Source organism: Streptococcus didelphis DSM 15616 (assembly GCF_000380005.1).
Taxonomy (GTDB): domain Bacteria; phylum Bacillota; class Bacilli; order Lactobacillales; family Streptococcaceae; genus Streptococcus; species Streptococcus didelphis.
The window spans coordinates 212,078-229,471 of record NZ_KB904189.1 but is presented as its reverse complement, the minus strand read 5'-3'; the positions used below and the strand labels follow the sequence as shown (position 1 = coordinate 229,471).

19 protein-coding genes are annotated in these 17,394 nt (G+C 34.3%); 12 read left to right on the top strand and 7 right to left on the bottom strand.

What is annotated here, in order from left to right:
• Window positions 1-16 precede the first annotated feature (16 nt).
• From dnaB to rpsD, 3 genes are all read left to right on the top strand, one after another.
• On the top strand, window positions 17-1,393 hold the full coding sequence (gene dnaB / locus A3GU_RS0105120; protein ID WP_211205191.1) for a replicative DNA helicase: 1,377 nt from the start codon (window positions 17-19) through the stop codon (window positions 1,391-1,393).
• 11 nt (window positions 1,394-1,404) lie between these two features.
• A complete protein-coding gene (locus tag A3GU_RS0105115; protein ID WP_018366472.1) occupies window positions 1,405-1,683 on the top strand; it encodes a Veg family protein in 279 nt (92 codons plus the stop codon).
• A 307-nt stretch (window positions 1,684-1,990) separates the two neighbouring features.
• Window positions 1,991-2,602 carry a 30S ribosomal protein S4 gene (gene rpsD, locus A3GU_RS0105110; RefSeq protein WP_018366471.1) on the top strand — a complete coding sequence of 204 codons (612 nt, stop codon included), beginning with the start codon at window positions 1,991-1,993 and terminating at the stop codon, window positions 2,600-2,602.
• Between the two features lie 128 nt (window positions 2,603-2,730).
• Here the strand turns inward: rpsD and A3GU_RS0105105 are convergent, their stop codons facing one another.
• Window positions 2,731-3,270 carry a TetR/AcrR family transcriptional regulator gene (locus A3GU_RS0105105; RefSeq protein ID WP_018366470.1) on the bottom strand — a complete coding sequence of 180 codons (540 nt, stop codon included), beginning with the start codon at window positions 3,268-3,270 and terminating at the stop codon, window positions 2,731-2,733.
• A gap of 132 nt (window positions 3,271-3,402) precedes the next feature.
• Here A3GU_RS0105105 and A3GU_RS0105100 point away from each other — a divergent pair, with 132 nt between their 5' ends.
• Both A3GU_RS0105100 and A3GU_RS0105095 read left to right on the top strand, forming a co-directional pair.
• Window positions 3,403-5,679: a YhgE/Pip domain-containing protein gene (locus A3GU_RS0105100; protein ID WP_018366469.1), complete on the top strand. Its 2,277-nt coding sequence runs from the start codon at window positions 3,403-3,405 to the stop codon at window positions 5,677-5,679.
• A gap of 15 nt (window positions 5,680-5,694) precedes the next feature.
• The gene (locus tag A3GU_RS0105095) at window positions 5,695-6,051 is read left to right on the top strand and encodes a DUF1304 domain-containing protein (protein WP_018366468.1); all 357 of its coding nucleotides are present in this window, start codon (window positions 5,695-5,697) and stop codon (window positions 6,049-6,051) included.
• A 45-nt stretch (window positions 6,052-6,096) separates the two neighbouring features.
• Here the strand turns inward: A3GU_RS0105095 and A3GU_RS0105090 are convergent, their stop codons facing one another.
• The 3 genes from A3GU_RS0105090 to A3GU_RS0105080 are packed head-to-tail and all read right to left on the bottom strand — an operon-like array spanning window position 6,097 to window position 7,899.
• Window positions 6,097-7,005, bottom strand: a complete 909-nt coding sequence (locus A3GU_RS0105090; RefSeq protein ID WP_018366467.1) for a DUF4097 family beta strand repeat-containing protein — start codon at window positions 7,003-7,005, stop codon at window positions 6,097-6,099.
• On the bottom strand, window positions 7,002-7,586 hold the full coding sequence (locus A3GU_RS0105085) for a DUF1700 domain-containing protein (RefSeq protein ID WP_018366466.1): 585 nt from the start codon (window positions 7,584-7,586) through the stop codon (window positions 7,002-7,004). The genes A3GU_RS0105090 and A3GU_RS0105085 overlap by 4 nt, the downstream gene beginning before the upstream one ends.
• A complete protein-coding gene (locus A3GU_RS0105080) occupies window positions 7,573-7,899 on the bottom strand; it encodes a PadR family transcriptional regulator (RefSeq protein ID WP_018366465.1) in 327 nt (108 codons plus the stop codon). The genes A3GU_RS0105085 and A3GU_RS0105080 overlap by 14 nt, the downstream gene beginning before the upstream one ends.
• 180 nt (window positions 7,900-8,079) lie before the next feature.
• Between A3GU_RS0105080 and A3GU_RS0105075 the strand changes: the two genes are divergently transcribed.
• A complete protein-coding gene (locus A3GU_RS0105075; RefSeq protein ID WP_018366464.1) occupies window positions 8,080-8,703 on the top strand; it encodes an NUDIX hydrolase in 624 nt (207 codons plus the stop codon).
• Window positions 8,704-8,775: 72 nt separating this feature from the next.
• Here the strand turns inward: A3GU_RS0105075 and A3GU_RS0105065 are convergent, their stop codons facing one another.
• Complete coding sequence (locus A3GU_RS0105065; protein WP_018366462.1) at window positions 8,776-9,618, bottom strand: DUF368 domain-containing protein; 843 nt, start codon at window positions 9,616-9,618, stop codon at window positions 8,776-8,778.
• Window positions 9,619-9,826: 208 nt separating this feature from the next.
• Here A3GU_RS0105065 and A3GU_RS0105060 point away from each other — a divergent pair, with 208 nt between their 5' ends.
• Window positions 9,827-10,414 (top strand): helix-turn-helix domain-containing protein, encoded by a 588-nt coding sequence (locus A3GU_RS0105060; RefSeq protein ID WP_018366461.1) that lies wholly within the window; start codon window positions 9,827-9,829, stop codon window positions 10,412-10,414.
• A gap of 251 nt (window positions 10,415-10,665) precedes the next feature.
• Here A3GU_RS0105060 and rpmG read toward each other — a convergent pair whose 3' ends face one another.
• The gene (gene rpmG / locus A3GU_RS0105055) at window positions 10,666-10,815 is read right to left on the bottom strand and encodes a 50S ribosomal protein L33 (protein WP_002982147.1); all 150 of its coding nucleotides are present in this window, start codon (window positions 10,813-10,815) and stop codon (window positions 10,666-10,668) included.
• A gap of 15 nt (window positions 10,816-10,830) precedes the next feature.
• Window positions 10,831-11,013: a 50S ribosomal protein L32 gene (gene rpmF, locus A3GU_RS0105050; protein ID WP_000290414.1), complete on the bottom strand. Its 183-nt coding sequence runs from the start codon at window positions 11,011-11,013 to the stop codon at window positions 10,831-10,833.
• 352 nt (window positions 11,014-11,365) lie between these two features.
• Between rpmF and hisS the strand changes: the two genes are divergently transcribed.
• The 5 genes from hisS to A3GU_RS0105025 all read left to right on the top strand — a co-directional run bounded on the left by hisS (window position 11,366) and on the right by A3GU_RS0105025 (window position 17,333).
• Window positions 11,366-12,643, top strand: coding sequence for a histidine--tRNA ligase (hisS, locus tag A3GU_RS0105045; RefSeq protein ID WP_018366460.1), 1,278 nt, complete (start codon window positions 11,366-11,368; stop codon window positions 12,641-12,643).
• Between the two features lie 175 nt (window positions 12,644-12,818).
• A complete protein-coding gene (gene aspS, locus A3GU_RS0105040; protein ID WP_018366459.1) occupies window positions 12,819-14,567 on the top strand; it encodes an aspartate--tRNA ligase in 1,749 nt (582 codons plus the stop codon).
• Window positions 14,560-15,501, top strand: coding sequence for a YitT family protein (locus A3GU_RS0105035; RefSeq protein WP_018366458.1), 942 nt, complete (start codon window positions 14,560-14,562; stop codon window positions 15,499-15,501). Before aspS ends, A3GU_RS0105035 begins: the two co-directional genes overlap by 8 nt.
• A gap of 18 nt (window positions 15,502-15,519) precedes the next feature.
• Window positions 15,520-16,401 (top strand): YitT family protein, encoded by an 882-nt coding sequence (locus A3GU_RS0105030; RefSeq protein WP_018366457.1) that lies wholly within the window; start codon window positions 15,520-15,522, stop codon window positions 16,399-16,401.
• A gap of 50 nt (window positions 16,402-16,451) precedes the next feature.
• Complete coding sequence (locus A3GU_RS0105025) at window positions 16,452-17,333, top strand: YitT family protein (protein ID WP_018366456.1); 882 nt, start codon at window positions 16,452-16,454, stop codon at window positions 17,331-17,333.
• Window positions 17,334-17,394 lie beyond the last annotated feature (61 nt).

The window sequence follows — 17,394 nt, the reverse complement described above, 5'->3', positions numbered from 1 at the left end:
AAAGAGTTTACAAGATGTGGAGGTGTTGAGGTTGCCTGAAGTACCAGAATTAAGAGTTCAACCCCAAGATTTATTAGCAGAACAATCTGTTATTGGGTCAATATTTATATCGCCTGATAAACTAATAATAGTTAGAGAATTTATTAGCCCTGACGATTTTTATAAATATTCTCATAAAATTATCTTTCGGGCAATGATAGCACTTAGTGAGCGTAATGATGCTATTGATGCAACAACCGTTCGTACGATTCTTGACGATCAAGGTGATCTCCAAAATATTGGAGGTTTGTCTTATATTGTTGAACTTGTCAATAGTGTACCAACTAGTGCCAATGCTGAATACTATGCAAAAATTGTTGCAGAAAAGGCCATGCTTCGTAATATAATATCTAGGTTGACAGAGACTGTAAACTTAGCTTATGAAGGAGCTACCGAATCAAAAAATATTATAGTAGGTGCGGAAAAAGCCTTAATTGAAATTAATGAACATAGCAATCAAAGTGGTTTTCGGAAGATTTCAGATGTTTTAAAGGTAAATTACGAGAATCTAGAAATACGTTCAAAACAAACGAGTGATGTTACAGGTCTACCTACAGGATTTAGAGATTTGGATAAGATTACAACAGGTTTACACCCAGATCAACTTATCATATTAGCAGCTAGACCAGCAGTTGGTAAGACAGCATTTGTTTTAAATATTGCTCAGAATGTTGGAACTAAACAAAAGCGTGCAGTAGCTATTTTTTCTCTAGAGATGGGAGCAGAAAGCTTAGTTGACAGAATGCTAGCCGCAGAAGGAATGGTTGATTCTCATAGTTTAAGAACTGGTCAGTTAACAGAGCAAGATTGGAACAATGTCACAATTGCTCAAGGTGCCTTGGCAGAATCACCGATTTACATTGATGATACACCAGGGATAAAGATAACTGAGATTAGAGCTAGATCTCGAAAACTTGCAAAAGAAGTTGATGGTGGACTAGGTTTAATTGTTATTGACTATTTACAGTTAATTACAGGGACAAAACTGGAAAATCGTCAACAAGAGGTTTCTGATATTTCACGACAACTAAAAATTCTAGCAAAAGAGTTAAAAGTTCCTGTTATTGCTCTTAGTCAGTTATCGCGTGGAGTTGAACAAAGACAAGATAAACGCCCAGTACTTTCAGATATACGTGAGTCAGGTTCTATTGAACAAGATGCCGATATTGTAGCTTTTCTTTATCGTGATGATTATTACCGTAAAGAAGGTGAAGATGCTGAAAATATGCTTGAAGACAATACAATTGAAGTCATATTAGAAAAGAATCGTGCAGGAGCACGTGGAACAGTAAAATTAATGTTCCAAAAAGAATACAATAAATTCTCAAGTATTGCACAATTTGAAGAGAGATAAAAGGAGATAATATGAGCGATGCATTTGCAGACGTTGCTAAGATGAAAAAAATTAAAGAAGAGATTAAAGCCCATGAAGGTCAATTGGTTGAATTGACTTTAGAAAATGGCAGAAAAAGAGAAAAAAACAAAATTGGTAGACTGATTGAGGTTTACACATCACTTTTTATTATTGAGTACAATGATAATGTGGCACAATCCGGTTCTTATAATAATACTTATGTAGAATCCTATACTTACTCAGATATACTAACAGAAAAAACCTTGATTCGTTACTTAAATAAAGAATAAATTTTGGCCCAAGAGGGCTTTTTCTTTACATTAATTGACATGCATGTCAATTAATGTAAAGTTTTCTTGATATCCTAATAATAAAAGAGTAGTTTAAGAGAACAAAGATTATCAATATGACTTGTAATACGAGTTTTTAAATGCTATAATAATCTTTGTGTGAAATAACAGCAGAAAAATATGAAGCTCGTCAACAGGAGGTTATCTAAATTTAGTAACCTTTGCTGTTTAGGTGAAAATCTCCTGCACGAATCAGGATTTTTCAAACAGTTATTTCCTCATAATATTTTAGAGGAGGACATTATAGATGTCACGTTATACTGGTCCATCATGGAAACAATCACGTCGCCTTGGCTTGTCACTTACAGGCACAGGTAAAGAATTGGCACGTCGTAACTACGTACCTGGTCAACACGGTCCTAACAACCGTAGCAAACTTTCAGAATATGGTTTGCAATTAGCTGAAAAACAAAAACTTCGTTTTTCATATGGTTTAGGTGAAAAACAATTCCGTAACTTGTTCGTACAAGCTACAAAAGTTAAAGAAGGAACTCTTGGTTTCAACTTTATGGTACTTCTAGAGCGTCGTCTTGACAATGTTGTTTACCGCCTAGGTCTTGCAACTACTCGTCGTCAAGCACGTCAATTCGTTAACCACGGTCATATCCTTGTTGACGGAAAACGCGTTGATATTCCTTCATACCGTGTTGAAGTTGGTCAAGTAATCTCAGTTCGTGAAAAATCAATGAAAGTACCAGCAATCGTTGAAGCTGTTGAAGCAACTCTTGGACGTCCAGCTTTTGTGTCATTTGATACTGAAAAACTTGAAGGTTCATTAACTCGCCTTCCAGAACGCGATGAAATCAATCCAGAAATCAACGAAGCACTTGTCGTTGAATTCTACAACAAAATGCTTTAATTCTTACATTAAACACTTTAAAAGCCTGTTGCTACAGGCTTTTTTTGGTATGTGAATGTGTAATGTGAGTTTTACTTGAAAGATGAAAGTGGGAAATAAGGTTACTTTAGGACTATTAATAAGCAATATTAGCGTGATTTTGCTAGCATTTTTAAAACAAAATTCGTCATTTGTTGGGGTGTTTCTTTTTTTCCACGTGCAATCCAGGTTTGACAAGTTCCAAAAAATGCATAGGCAAGATAGATACTTTGATATTCTAGTTCCGTGGGTGACATATTTTCTGCTGCGACTCTTTCTTTTAATTCAGAACTAATTAAGATTCTAACTTTATGAATAATAAAATTTTGTAATTCCTTGGTTCCATTTGAAGAAAGCAGGGCTGATAAGAGTTTTTCCCGAGACAGAAAATTGAAAACTTCCAAGAAAGCTTGATCGTTATTTTCATATTCTTTTTCAAAGATATATTCTAATTTATGAAAAAGTCTTTGTTGATAGGTATCAATCATTTCATACTTATCCCTATAGTGAGTATAAAAGCTTGAGCGACTGATTCCAGCGGTACTAGCAAGTTCTTTTGTAGTGATATCATCAAAACTTTCAGTACCTAATAACCGTACCATAGCATCTAAGAGTGCTTTTTTTGTTAATTCTTTTCGATTATTTTGCATAAATTTCTCTCTTTTTGAACACATATAGACATTATGTCTAAAAACCAATTCTTTTTCTTGAGTTTTCATAGCTTACTTGTATAATATATTTTATCACAAATTATATACAGAATGTCTATTCTGGGAGGAAAAATGTTAGAAGAATTTAAAGCACTTTTAAAGAGCCCAAAATTAATTATTACAATGATTGGAGTGGCGCTGGTTCCAGCCCTATATAATCTTTCTTTTCTTGGTTCTATGTGGAATCCTTATGGGAATGCTAAGGATTTACCAATTGCTGTTGTAAATAAAGATAAGTCAGCACAATTAGATAATAAAAAATTAACTATAGGAGATGATATGGTAGACACAATGTCTAAAAATAAGGCATTAGACTACCATTTTGTTTCTGAAAAGAAAGCAAATAAAGGTTTGGATGAAGGTAATTATTATATGATTATTACCTTACCAGAAAATCTATCACAAAAAGCAACTACTTTATTAGAAGAAAAGCCTGAAAAACTAGCAATTACTTATCAAACCTCAAGAGGGCATAGTATGGTTGCTTCTAAAATAAGCGAGACAGCTATTGATAAATTAAGGGATAAGGTTTCAGAAAATATTACTAGAACTTATACAAATGCAGTTTTTAAGAGTATAAATAAGCTACAAAGTGGTCTTCAAGAAGCATCTGAGGGAAGTAATAAATTAGCCTCAGGTGCAAATCAGGCAAAAGATGGCAGTCAAAAACTTTCAGATAATCTTAATACTTTGTCACAATCTACTCAAGCATTTACTCAAGGAGCTAATCGTTTAAATTCAGGGTTAACAACTTATACAGGTGGTGTTACACAATTAAATACAGGGCTTTATCAAATGTCCTCCCAGATGCCAGTATACCTAAATGGTGTTTCACAATTAGCTGAAGGTGCTAATAAGTTAAATCTAGGTTTGACTAAATTGGCTAATGGGACTACAACTTCTAAAGAGGATGCAGCGAATATTCAAACTCTGATCGTGGGATTACCAAAGTTAAATGCTGGAATCAATGAATTAAATGACAAGGTTCAGAGCATCTCTGTTCCAAATGTGGATGGAAGCAAGATTGTAATAGCCCTTACTAGTATAGCAAGCGCAGCTCAGGGAATTATTGCATCAGAGAGTCAAACTAAGGCCAATCAAGTAGCAGCCCTAGAGGCGACAGCAACTTACAAAAGCTTAAGTCCAGAACAGCAAGCCGAGTTAACATCAGCTATTACTACTACCCCATCTTCTTCTGTTGAAAATGCAAAAATGATCTTAGCAAATGTAAAAGAGATGCAAACAACTTTAGCTAGTCTAGCTCTACCAAAACCAGGTGAACTTAGTCAGATTGAGCAATTAAAAGCAGGTGTTAATGAGCTTACGACAAAATCTAATATAGCCTTGCCTGGAGCGACAACAGCTCTAACGAAACTTTCAATGGGGCTTAATACAGTGAATTCAGCTTTGACTAATGAAGTGGTACCAGGTAGTTCTCAACTTTCAGCTGGTTTAGCTCAGTTAAGTACTAAAAATCAAAGTATAAATTCAGGAATATCAAAACTTTATAGTGGTTCTAGCCAGCTAGATAGTAAATCAGGACAACTTTTAGATGGCAGTTCTCAAATATCCTCAGGTGCAGAAAAAATCTCTTCAGGTGCAGGTAAATTAACAATGGGAAGTAACACCCTGACAGGGGGCTTGACAGAATTGTCAACAGGTTTGACAACTTTGCAAGAATCTCTCAGAGCAGCATCTAGTCAATTATCCCTCGTATCTGTAAAGGATAGTAATGCTAAAGCAATTGCTAATCCTGTTAAGTTGAAAGCTAAAGATAAGGATCAGGTTAAGAATAATGGGATTGCTATGACACCATACATGGTATCTGTTTCACTGATGGTTGTAGCTTTGTCAACAAATGTTATTTTTGCTACTTCTCTTTCTGGTCGTCCTGTAAAAAATAGATGGGAATGGGCTAAACAAAAATTTGTTATTAATGGGTTTATTTCAACATTAGGCTCAATACTTTTATATGTTGCCATTCACTTTTTAGGATTTGAAGCTAATTATGAAATGAAGACACTAGGTTTTATCTTTTTGAGTGGTTGGACTTTAATGGCTCTTGTAACAGCTCTAGTAGGTTGGGATGATAGATATGGCTCATTTGCTTCCTTAGTTATGCTATTACTGCAAGTGGGTTCCGCAGGAGGATCCTATCCTATTGAACTAAGTGACAAGTTTTTCCGCACGCTACATCCTTATTTACCAATGACTTATGTTGTTTCTGGTTTACGTCAAACTATTTCATTAAAAGGACAAATAAATCCGGAAATAACTATTTTGACAGCTTTCTTATTGGCATTTATGATAATGGCCTTGGTAATTTATCGACCTAAAAAAACACTTTAATTAGGGGGTGATTGTTTGTCTATTTTAACGCTTGTTTTAGCGACTATGGTTGCGATAGAGCAACTATATATTATGTATCTAGAAACCTTTGCTACACAGTCTTCCATAACTCAGAAAGTATTTAGATTAGATCCTGAACAAGTTATGGATAAAACGATTGTTAATTTGTTAAAAAATCAAGGAATCTATAATGGACTGATTGCTGTTTTTGAATTATATGGTTTATTTGTGTCACAAAGTAGTGAAATTGTAACTGTTTTCTTGTTCTTTGTGGTTGCTGCAGCCATTTATAGCTCACTTACAGTAGATAAAAAAATTATTTTTAAACAAGGTGGTATAGCTATTTTAACCTTACTTAGTTTATGGTTGTAACAATACTTAAAAAGCTCTAGATTTGTTTCTAGAGCTTTTTAAGTATTATTTAATATTGATATCACCAAGTTCACTGTTTATGTTTAAGGTGTTTTTAGAAGTCTTATTTAAGTAAGAATCAATAGAACTAGTATCTAAATCTTTTTTTGAAGAAAGTGATAAGTCATAACTTTTTAAGTAGATATCAGTAGAACCAATTTTATTAAAAATACTGTTTTTCCCTAGGAAGACGGCTTCTCTACTTGTAAAGTCACCTGTATTAAGAATTAGTTGGCTATCTTGTACTCTACTATTTTCAAGTTCGAAATCTCCAGTAGAGAGTTTTATTTTAGAATTATTAATCTTACTATCTAGAAAATTAAGGTTACCAGCTAATAACTGAAGATTACCTTTGTCAATTGAAGTGTTATCAATGTCAATATCACCCGCAGAAAGATTAACATCTAAATGCTCAACCTTATTATTTTCCAGAGATAATTGGCCAGCCTTAAGTTTTGCCTTTAATTGCTTAACCTGAGTATCTTTTGGCAAGGTAATTAAAATAGAGTATCCTGTCTCAATTCCGAAATGGAGATTTTGATTTAAATGACTCAAGTCTTGTAAGGTTAGGAACTTTACATTAAGGGAATTTTGAGATAACTTAGCTTTTTCGTCTACATATAAGGTTTTATTTTCCATTTTAATAGTAAGAGGATAGTTTTTATCTTGATAATAAGTAATACTAGCCTTCTTTTGTGGACTAGTTTTAATAGTAATATCAGATATGTTACAGTTTAAGTCAATATTTTCAAAAAAAGATAGGTCTTGGTTTACAAGATGGCGAGATGTTTGTGCTTTAGAAGAAAGATTATAATCGTCTAAACCATTGTTGATGTATCCTAAAAAAGTTAGAACTATTCCAATAAATAAGAATAAAATTGCCCCTTTGAATACCGTTTTTTTCCAATATTTCATGCTTTTCTCCCTTTGCGTAAAAATTTATGAACAAGTCTTCCACAAATTCTAATTAAGATAGAACATACTTGAATACATATAATAATGGTTATGATAGAAAGAGAGGCCATTATTATTCCTATCCCTAAGCTCAAAGAAGTAGAAGCTAAAGAAGTTGACAGATATGTAAAGCTCTCAAAAACCATATAAATGCCATTTGCTAGAAGGAACAGCCCTAAGAGTATTAAGGTAAAGATAAAGAGAACACTTGTCCCGATAATAACTACTATAGTACTCAATAAAGCTATGACTAAAGGAATTGTTACTGGGGCAGCGAGAATGGATAAAATTGTAAGCCAAATAATCTTTCCCAGATGTTTTGAATTATCAGTTTCTTGCTCTAAGCTTTCATCTAATAAGCGGGCTAAGATTTCTTGGGCAGCTTCTTTGGGACTTCCAAGTTCTTTAATGACCTCTTTTTCTTTTTCAGGACCTGCTTCGTTAAAATATTCAATGTAATAGTCCATAGCCTCTTGGTAATCTTCTTTTGGCAATTTTTGTAAGTATTTATCTAGCTCAGCTAGGTAATCAGTCCTTGTCATGTCTTAAACTCCCCTCAATAATGCCGTCTAGGGCAAACTTATAGCTTTGCCATTCTGACTTTAAAAAAATAAGCTGTTCTTTACCAGAAGAGGTAATAGAATAATATTTACGTTTTCGTCCTTGATGTTCTTGACTATAGGTTGTTAAAAAGTCTTCTTTTTCCAGTTTTTTTAGGATGGGATAAAGTGTAGATTCGTTGATGTTAGTAACAAGCTTAATGGTTTGACTGATACCATAGCCATAGGAATCGTTTTTTTCAACAATAGATAAAATCAAGAATTCAATCAAAGTAGCGGATAGTGGATAATACATATCGTGCTCCTTATATGTATAAAATTTTTATATATTAAGTATAGGTTAATTTTAATGATATGTCAAGTTTTTATATATAAAAAAAATACATATATAAATCACTTATTCGAGGCAATTAGTTGACCAAAAAAAGAAAAGTTTTGTACTCTTAACATAAGATTATTTAAAAAGGAAAAGACAATGACCAGCCAAATAGAAAATATTATTAAAGAATATCCTCCCAAACCGCTGGGAGTAACAAAACAATATGCTGTCTTATTACCACTTATTTGGCAAGATAACGACTGGCAGGTTCTCTATGAAATTAGAAGTCAGCATATTTCTCAGCCTGGGGAGGTATCCTTTCCTGGAGGGCGACTTGAAGAGGGAGAGAGCTATCAAGAAGCGGCTATTAGAGAGACAATTGAAGAATTGAATATAAAAGATCAACAGATAAAAATATGGGGTGAAATTGACTATATCGTTCAAAATAAAAGAAGTATTCATTGCTTTGTAGGACAACTAATGGTTTCTGATTGGAGAGAAATAAAAGCAAATGAAGAGGTTGACAACATTTTTACAGTTCCTTTACAATCTTTAATGACTGATAATCCTAATTATTATGATTTGCCTTCGACAATAACGAAAGAATCTAATTTTCCATTTGATAAAATTCGCAATGGTGATAAGTATAGTTTTGAGAGTCAAAAACAAAGTATTCCTTTTTATGAAAATTTTGACTACCTGATATGGGGAATGACTGCTCAGTTTACAGATTGCTTTACAAGAATTTTAAAAGAGTCTACTTATTTTAAATTTAAATAATTGCTTATAATGAAAAAATAAGCAAAAACTCCCTCTTCTTGATCAAGAAGAGGGAGTTTTTGCTGAAGATTTTTATTTATATTTTTCTTCAAGCTTACTCATCCAAAGGCCTAACCAGATGCCTAAGGCAAAAAGAATAATTGCTATTAGCCAAGTTAGAAAACCTGTTCCAGCATAGGATATAGCTTCCTTGCTACTTGAATTTGGGATTAGAATAAGTAGGGTACTGGACAAAACAATGCCAACAATAAAGTGATAAACGCGTGAGTGATAGTAAGTTAAGGCATGATCCATGGCCTTAGAAAAGGCAAGCATGGCTAGTATTCCACCGACAGCAATTGGAAGGAAAGTGCCAATCAAATCAAGGGACTTGAAGCCTATTAACATTGGAGAATAAAGTCCTAGTATCAATAAGAGATTAGAAGGACTAAGACCTGGAATTAATACACCTAAAGCTATTAAGATTCCAGCTAATACAAAACTCAAGAAGTTAACAGGAATAGGGCCAATAAGGTCGTATAGGAAGTATAATAACAGTCCAGAAATAATAAATGTAATAATTCCCCAAGCCCAGTCAGCTAAATCTCTATTTGATTTTTTTGTTGACTCTTTTACTAAACTTGGAATAGTTCCTACAATAGCTCCAGCAAATCCCCATAGTACAGGAACTTGGAAGTGTTTTAGAAGGAATTCAACAGGAAAGGAAAAAAGAGCAATTCCTAATATTCCACCTATACCCACAGGTAAAAAGTAGAGAAAGTTTTCACGAAAATTTTCACGAATATGGGCTAAAAAACGAATTAAGCGTTCGTAAATACCAAGTATGGCAGCTAAGACACCTCCAGAAATACCAGGTAATATAAAGCCTAGTGCAATAATCATCCCTTTTAAGATACGACTAAAAAATGTTAACATTCTATTCTCCTCAATAATTGTTTATCTATTGTACCATAAAAGAGAGCTTTAATAAAACAAGCCTCTTACATAGGTTGACAGGGAGATGACACTATTGTAAAGTTATTGGTTGGATATATGACAAATAAACTAGATAAACTTGTTTGTCAAAAATATTTGCTAGCTTTAAGAGGCTCTTGAGGTTAGACTGAAAGGGAAAGGAGAAATTATGAAGCTAGGAAAAAACCTTATCAATTATCGTAAAGAGGCTAACTTATCTCAAGAGGATTTGGCTCAGCTCATTTATGTCTCTAGGCAGACAATTTCAAATTGGGAAACAGAGAAATCTTATCCAGATATTCAAAGCTTACTGCGCTTAGCAAAGCTTTTTGGACTAACCATTAACCAACTAATAGAGGGAGATCTTGAAGAAATGAAAATTCTGCTCAATAAAGAAGATATCAATAGATTTAATAAGGATGGTATAAAGTTAACAATTGCTTTTATCATTTTAGCAATATCTGTCTATCCCTTGTTTTATTTTCTAAGTTGGATAGGTGTAGGTATCTGGTTTTTAGAATGGTTGCTGACTATGTTTTTGGCATTAAAAATTAAGAAAGTAAAAAAAGAATATAATCTGAAAACCTATCGGCATATAGTAGCATTTTCTAATGGTAAGACTTTGGATAAGATCCAAGAAATAGAAGAAAAAGCTAAGTATCCTTATCAAAAGCCAGTGATTGTCATAGGCTTTACTATAATTTTTACATTAATTGTTTTTGCAGTAGCCTTGTTTATTGATAGTTTTAACCATTAATTATTTTAGACTAAAGAAAATGTCCAAAAAGTCTAGCTGACCAACTCTTTAATAAGCGTATAGCCAAGAGAATTTGGACATTTTTAATAGTGATTTTATAATGACCTAGACCTTCTAGAATAATAGCAGTAAAAGGAGTAAGAATTGTTGATATCTTATACTTCTAGTTATATTTAGACAAAGTCAGATATAATTAAAAAGAGCAAGATAAAACCCAATGAAAACAGAGTTTCATTGGGTATATTTTTTTATTATTTAACTTCAGTAAAGGTTACGTGTTTACGTAATTTTGGTGAGTATTTTTTCAACTGAAGGCGGTCTGGAGTATTACGTTTGTTTTTTGAAGTAAGGTACAAGCGTTCACCAGATTCTTTATGTTCAAGTGTAATATTTACGCGCATGGTATCTCCCTTCTATTATTTAGCTTCGTTAGCTTTGGCGATTTTACGTCCTTTGTAGTATCCTTTAAGTGATACACGGTGAGAACGTGAGTAATCTCCAGTAGTTTCGTCGAATTGTACAGATGGAGCTGTCAATTTGTAATGTGTACGACGTTTATTTTTTTTAGCTTTAGACGTGTGACGTGCAGGTACTGCCATTTTTTCTTTCCTCCGATTAAGTTATTATTCTTGATTTTCATCAACTTTAACATCATATCACAACTTTTTTGTAAAGTAAAGTTACTTGACAAAAATTTTCCTAATCAAGAAAGGTCTTCTAGTTATTTTTAACTTAGAAAGTTGTATTATGGGAAAACATATCATACATACAAGTACTAAAGAGACTTATTTTATGTTAAAATGATATAAAATAATATTGAAGAAAGGATAAGAGCCGTTGAGAGAATGTTTATAATTGAACATTAGCTAAAAACTACTGAAAAACAGAGATTTTTATTTTATGTAAAATTTTTTCTCCCATTTTTTATTAGGGCTCTTTGTATCTGATGTTATGAAACTTCAAAAACCTAAGGGAACACAAGATATACTTCCAGCACAAGCAGCAAAATGGCAGTATGTTGAAAATCTTGCGCGTGAAACCTTTAAACAATATCGTTATGGTGAGATTCGTACTCCAATGTTTGAACATTATGAGGTAATTAGTCGTTCTGTAGGAGATACTACTGATATTGTTACCAAGGAAATGTATGATTTTTATGATAAGGGAGAGCGTCATATTACCCTACGTCCAGAAGGTACTGCTCCAGTTGTTCGTTCTTATGTAGAAAACAAGCTATTTGCACCAGAGGTTCAGAAACCAGTAAAAATGTATTATATTGGTTCTATGTTCCGTTATGAACGCCCGCAAGCTGGACGTTTACGAGAATTTCATCAGATTGGGGTTGAATGCTTTGGTTCAGCTAATCCGTCAACAGACGTAGAGACTATTGCCATGGCTTATCATTTATTTGAAAAGCTTGGGATCAAAGATATTATTTTACATCTCAATACTTTAGGAAGTCCTGAGAGTCGCTTGGCTTATCGTCAAGCCCTTATTGACTACTTGACGCCTTTACGTGAGTCTTTATCAAAGGATAGTCAACGTCGTTTGGAGGAAAATCCTCTACGTGTGCTTGATTCAAAAGAAAAAGAAGACATCCTTGCAGTAGAAAAGGCGCCTTCTATTTTAGATTATTTAGATGCAGAGAGTCAGGCTCATTTTGATGCTGTAAAGGAGATGCTTGAAGTATTAAAGATTCCGTATATTATCGATACCAAGATGGTGCGTGGTCTGGACTACTATAATCATACAATATTTGAGTTTATTACAAGAATTGATCAAAACGATTTAACTATTTGTGCGGGTGGTCGCTATGATGGTTTAGTGGAATATTTTGATGGACCAGAAACAGCAGGATTTGGATTTGGACTAGGCTTGGAGCGTCTTTTACTCATTTTGGAAAAGCAGGGCATCACACTTCCAATTGAAGAGAAATTGGATATTTATATTGCTGTATTGGGGCAAGCTGCTAACAGCAAAGCTTTAGAATTAGTACAAGCTATTCGTCGCCAAGGTTTTACAGCAGAACGTGATTATCTTGATCGTAAAATTAAGGCACAGTTAAAGACAGCAGATGTCTTTAAGGCCAAAACCATTATTACCTTGGGTGATAGTGAATTAGAAACTGGCAAAGTAAAACTTAAAAACAATAAGACAAGACAAGAAATTGAAGTGAGTTTTGAAGATCTGGAAACAGATTTTGAAGGCTTGTTAGGAAAAATAAATTAAGGCTTATTAAGTATGTAAAAAGGTGAAGAAGTTTTCTTTATCTTTTTATTTTTTGCATGTTAGGCTAGTGAGATAGATTTTCGGCCTTTTGGAAAGTCTTCTTTTAAATGGGTGGGGTTTTTAGTGCCTTTTTGTTATAATAGATAGGAAATAAAAAGTAACGGAGAAAAATTGTATGAAACGTAGCATGTATTCAGGACGTGTCCGAACAGAACACATTGGTCAAGAGTTAACTTTAAAAGGATGGGTTGGACGTCGTAGAGATTTAGGTGGCCTTATTTTTATTGATTTACGAGATCGTGAAGGAATCATGCAACTTGTCATTAATCCAGCAGATGTTTCAAAGGATGTTATGGAAGTAGCAGAAAGCTTGCGAAGTGAATTTGTTATTGAAGTAAAAGGAGTAGTAGAAGCACGCCAGCAGGAAAATAAGAATTTAGCCACTGGAGCTGTTGAGCTAAAGGTTAGTCACTTAAGCATTTTAAGTAGTTCTAAAACCACACCTTTTGAAATTAAAGATGGTGTGGAAGTAAGTGACGAAACACGCTTACGTTACCGTTACTTAGACCTACGTCGACCAGAAATGTTAGAGAACTTTAAGTTACGAGCTAAAGTAACTCACTCTATTCGTAATTACTTAGATGATTTAGAGTTTATTGATGTGGAGACTCCCATTTTAACCAAATCAACACCTGAAGGTGCGCGTGATTACTTGGTTCCGAGTCGTGTTAGTCAAGGTCACTTTTACGCTCTACCTCAAAGTCCGCAGATTACAAAACAGCTTTTGATGAATGCTGGTTTTGATAGGTATTATCAGATTGTTAAATGTTTCCGTGATGAAGATTTACGTGGAGACCGTCAACCTGAGTTTACACAAGTTGACTTAGAGACATCATTTTTATCAGAGCAAGAAATCCAGGATATCGTTGAAGGAATGATTGCTAAAGTCATGAGAGAAACAAAAGGAATTGAAGTCACACTACCATTCCCAAGAATGCCTTATGAACATGCTATGAATAAATATGGTTCTGATAAACCAGATATGCGTTATGATATGCTTCTTGAGGATTTAACAGATACTGTAAAAGCTGTTGACTTTAAAGTCTTCTCAGAAGCTGCAGCAGTTAAGGCTATTGTTATTAAAAACAAGGCTGATAAGTTGTCTCGTAAAGATATTGATAAATTAACAGAATATGTCAAACAATTTGGGGCAAAAGGTTTAGCGTGGCTTAAAGTTGCAGATGGCAACTTGACAGGTCCGATTGCCAAATTCATGACACCTATAGAAAATGACTTAACAGAAACTTTACATCTCCTTGACAATGATATGGTTTTATTTGTGGCAGATCAATTGGATGTGGCTAATGCAGCACTAGGTGCCTTACGTGGGAGATTAGCTAAGGAACTAGGTTTAATTGACGAAACCAAGTTTAATTTTCTTTGGGTAATTGATTGGCCGATGTTTGAGTGGTCAGAAGAAGAAAATCGCTTTATGTCAGCCCACCACCCATTCACACTTCCTACTAATGAGTCTGCTCATGAATTAGAAGGTGATTTAACTAAGGTTCGTGCTCTTGCCTATGATATTGTTTTAAATGGTTATGAACTAGGGGGCGGAAGCCTTCGTATTAATCAAAGAGATATGCAAGAACGTATGTTTAAAGCTCTTGGCTTTAGTAGTGAACAGGCTAAGGAGCAATTTGGTTTCTTATTAGAGGCTATGGATTTTGGTTTTCCTCCACATGGTGGGCTTGCTATTGGACTTGACAGGTTTGTCATGCTACTAGCAGGAAAAGAAAATATCCGTGAAGTTATTGCCTTTCCTAAAAACAATAAAGCAAGTGATCCGATGACACAAGCACCGAGTCTTGTATCAGAAAAACAATTAGAAGAACTATGTCTTCAAGTAGAAAGTCATGATTAGAAAAACAACTTACAAGAAAAAAGCTAAATATGTTATTAGTCAAGGAGCTAGAAAAGTTGGGCTATTACATGCATTAAGAAGCATCTCACGTGAAAAGTATGGTGAAAAAATATCAGCTTCCATACTTTATGGAATCCTCTCTAGTGTTGCTGTCAATTTTTTCTTTCAACCAGGACAGGTATATTCTAGTGGAGCTACTGGGCTTGCTCAAGTAGTTTCAGCTATTGGTCACCGTTTTTTCAATATAGATATCCCAATCTCTTTGGCTTTTTATGTCATCAACATCCCTTTATTGTTATTGGCTTGGTATAAGATTGGTCATAAGTTTACTATCTTTACATTTATCACTGTTACTATGAGTTCATTGTTTATTCAGGTAATGCCTCAAGTGACCTTAACCACAGATCCTTTGATTAATGCTGTTTTTGGTGGTTTAATTTTAGGAATGGGGATTGGCTTGGGGTTGAAGTCACGTATTTCTAGTGGAGGGACAGATATTGTTAGTTTGACGCTACGTCAAAAAATAGGTAAGGATGTTGGAAGCATCTCTTTGGCTGTTAATGCAGTGATTATGATTTTTGCTGGATTATTATTTGGTTGGAAGTATGCCCTTTATTCGATGGTTGCAATTTTTGTTTCTAGTCGTGTAACAGATGCAGTCTTTACAAAGCAGAAAAAAATGCAAGCGATGATTGTAACTGAGAATCCCGATAAGATTATTACGGCCATTCATAAAAAACTCCATCGAGGGGTTACCTGCATTAATGATGCCGAAGGAACCTTTAAACATGTTCATAAAACTGTTTTAATTACAATCATTACATTAGAAGAGTATAATGATTTTAAATGGCTAATGTTAAAAACAGACCCTTCAGCTTTTATATCTGTTGCAGAAAATGTTAGAATTATAGGTCGATTTGCTGAAGATGATTAGAAAAACAGGAGGGCCTCTATGACAGTTGACAAAAATTTAAATATCAAGAATTTTTGCTTTATTATTTTTGGAGCGGCCCTATATGCTTTCGCTTTTGTATATTTTTATATGGCAAATAGGATTGCAGCCAATGGTTTAGCAGGTTTAACCTTAGTTGGAAAAGCCCTCTTTAATATTAATCCTACTATAACAGGTTATCTCATTAATCTCCCCTTGGTTTTTATAGGAGTCAGGTTTTTTGGAAAACGATCGATGATTTATACTGTTACAGGAATTGTTTCTCTTTACTTTTTTGTGTGGGTCTTTCAACAATATGACCTGATAATAGATCTTAAACATGATAATTTAGTTGTATCGTTAATGGCTGGAATTATTGGTGGACTAGGTGGAGGAATCGTCTTTAGGAATGGGGGCACGATTGGTGGTGCAGATATTGTTGCTAAGCTTATTGAAGACAAGTTTGGTTTGCAGATAAATCAGGCCCTGCTAGGAATAGATATCTTTGTTATGATTGTCTCTTTAACCTATATTTCCCTTCCTCAGATGATGTATGCCCTAATAGCTAGTTTTATGTATGGAAAAATTGTTCATTTGGTTCAAAATGGTGGTTATTCTGTAAGAGGGACTATAATTGTCTCGGATTATTCGGATCAAATATCCAAGTTTATCATGGAGGAACTTGGAAGAGGGGTTACTTTTTTAAATGGTGAAGGAGCCTATTCTGCTAAAGAAAAAAAGGTAATCTATGTAGCTTTAAGCCGTACAGATGTGCGAGCAGTCAAAGCAATTATTAATGAGGTGGATCCACGAGCCTTCCTTTCAATCTTTGATATGGATGAGATTAATAGTCCAGATTTCTTTCTTCCAAAAAAGAAGAATAAACAAAAAAGAAATAGCTAGTTTGCCTCCTCGGAAGCGGCTAGTTTTTTATAGAAGTATGAGGAACTAATATGAAAATTATTGAGCAAGGTTTTAGTAAATTAAGAGAATTAGTATTAATCACCATTGGGGTAGCTATTTATGGCTTTGGTTTTGTCAATTTTAATATGGCTAACAAACTTGCTGAAGGCGGGGTAGCTGGATTAACACTGATTATACATGCACTGATGGGGGTCAACCCGGCTATATCTTCTTTAGTTTTAAATATTCCCTTATTTATTTTAGGGGCCAAGATATTTGGGAAAAAGTCGCTAGCTCTAACCATCTATGGGACAGTTACTATGTCTTTCTTTATTGGTCTTTGGCAAAAGGTGCCCATTGAATTAGGCTTAGAGCAGGATACAATGCTAGTAGCTGTTGTAGCAGGTATTTTTTCTGGTGTGGGCAGTGGATTGGTATTTCGTTACGGGGCTACCACTGGAGGTACTGATATAATTGGTCGTATTGCAGAAGAAAAGCTGGGTATAAAATTAGGTCAAACCTTATTATTTGTTGATGCCTTAATATTGGTTGCTTCTTTGTCTTATATTGACTTGAAGCACATGCTTTATACTTTAGTAGCTAGTTTTGTATTTAGTCAGGTGTTAACAGTAGTTCAAAATGGTGGCTATACCATTCGGGGTATGATTATTATTACCAAGCACTCCAAAGCAGCAGCGTCAGCCATCTTAACAGAGATTAATCGGGGAGTGACCTATCTAAAAGGAGAAGGTGCTTATTCTGGAAACGAATATAATGTCATGTACGTGACGTTGAGTCCTCATGAAGTGAGGGAAGTTAAACGTATCCTTGCTGACTTAGACCCAGATGCCTTTATTTCAATTGTTGATGTTGATGAGGTTATTAGTTCTGACTTTAAAATTAGACGAAAAAATTATGATAAGCCTGTTTAAATCACAAGCTTATCAAGCTATAAAAAAGCAGCCAGATTAGTAAGTCTGGCTGCTTTTTTTA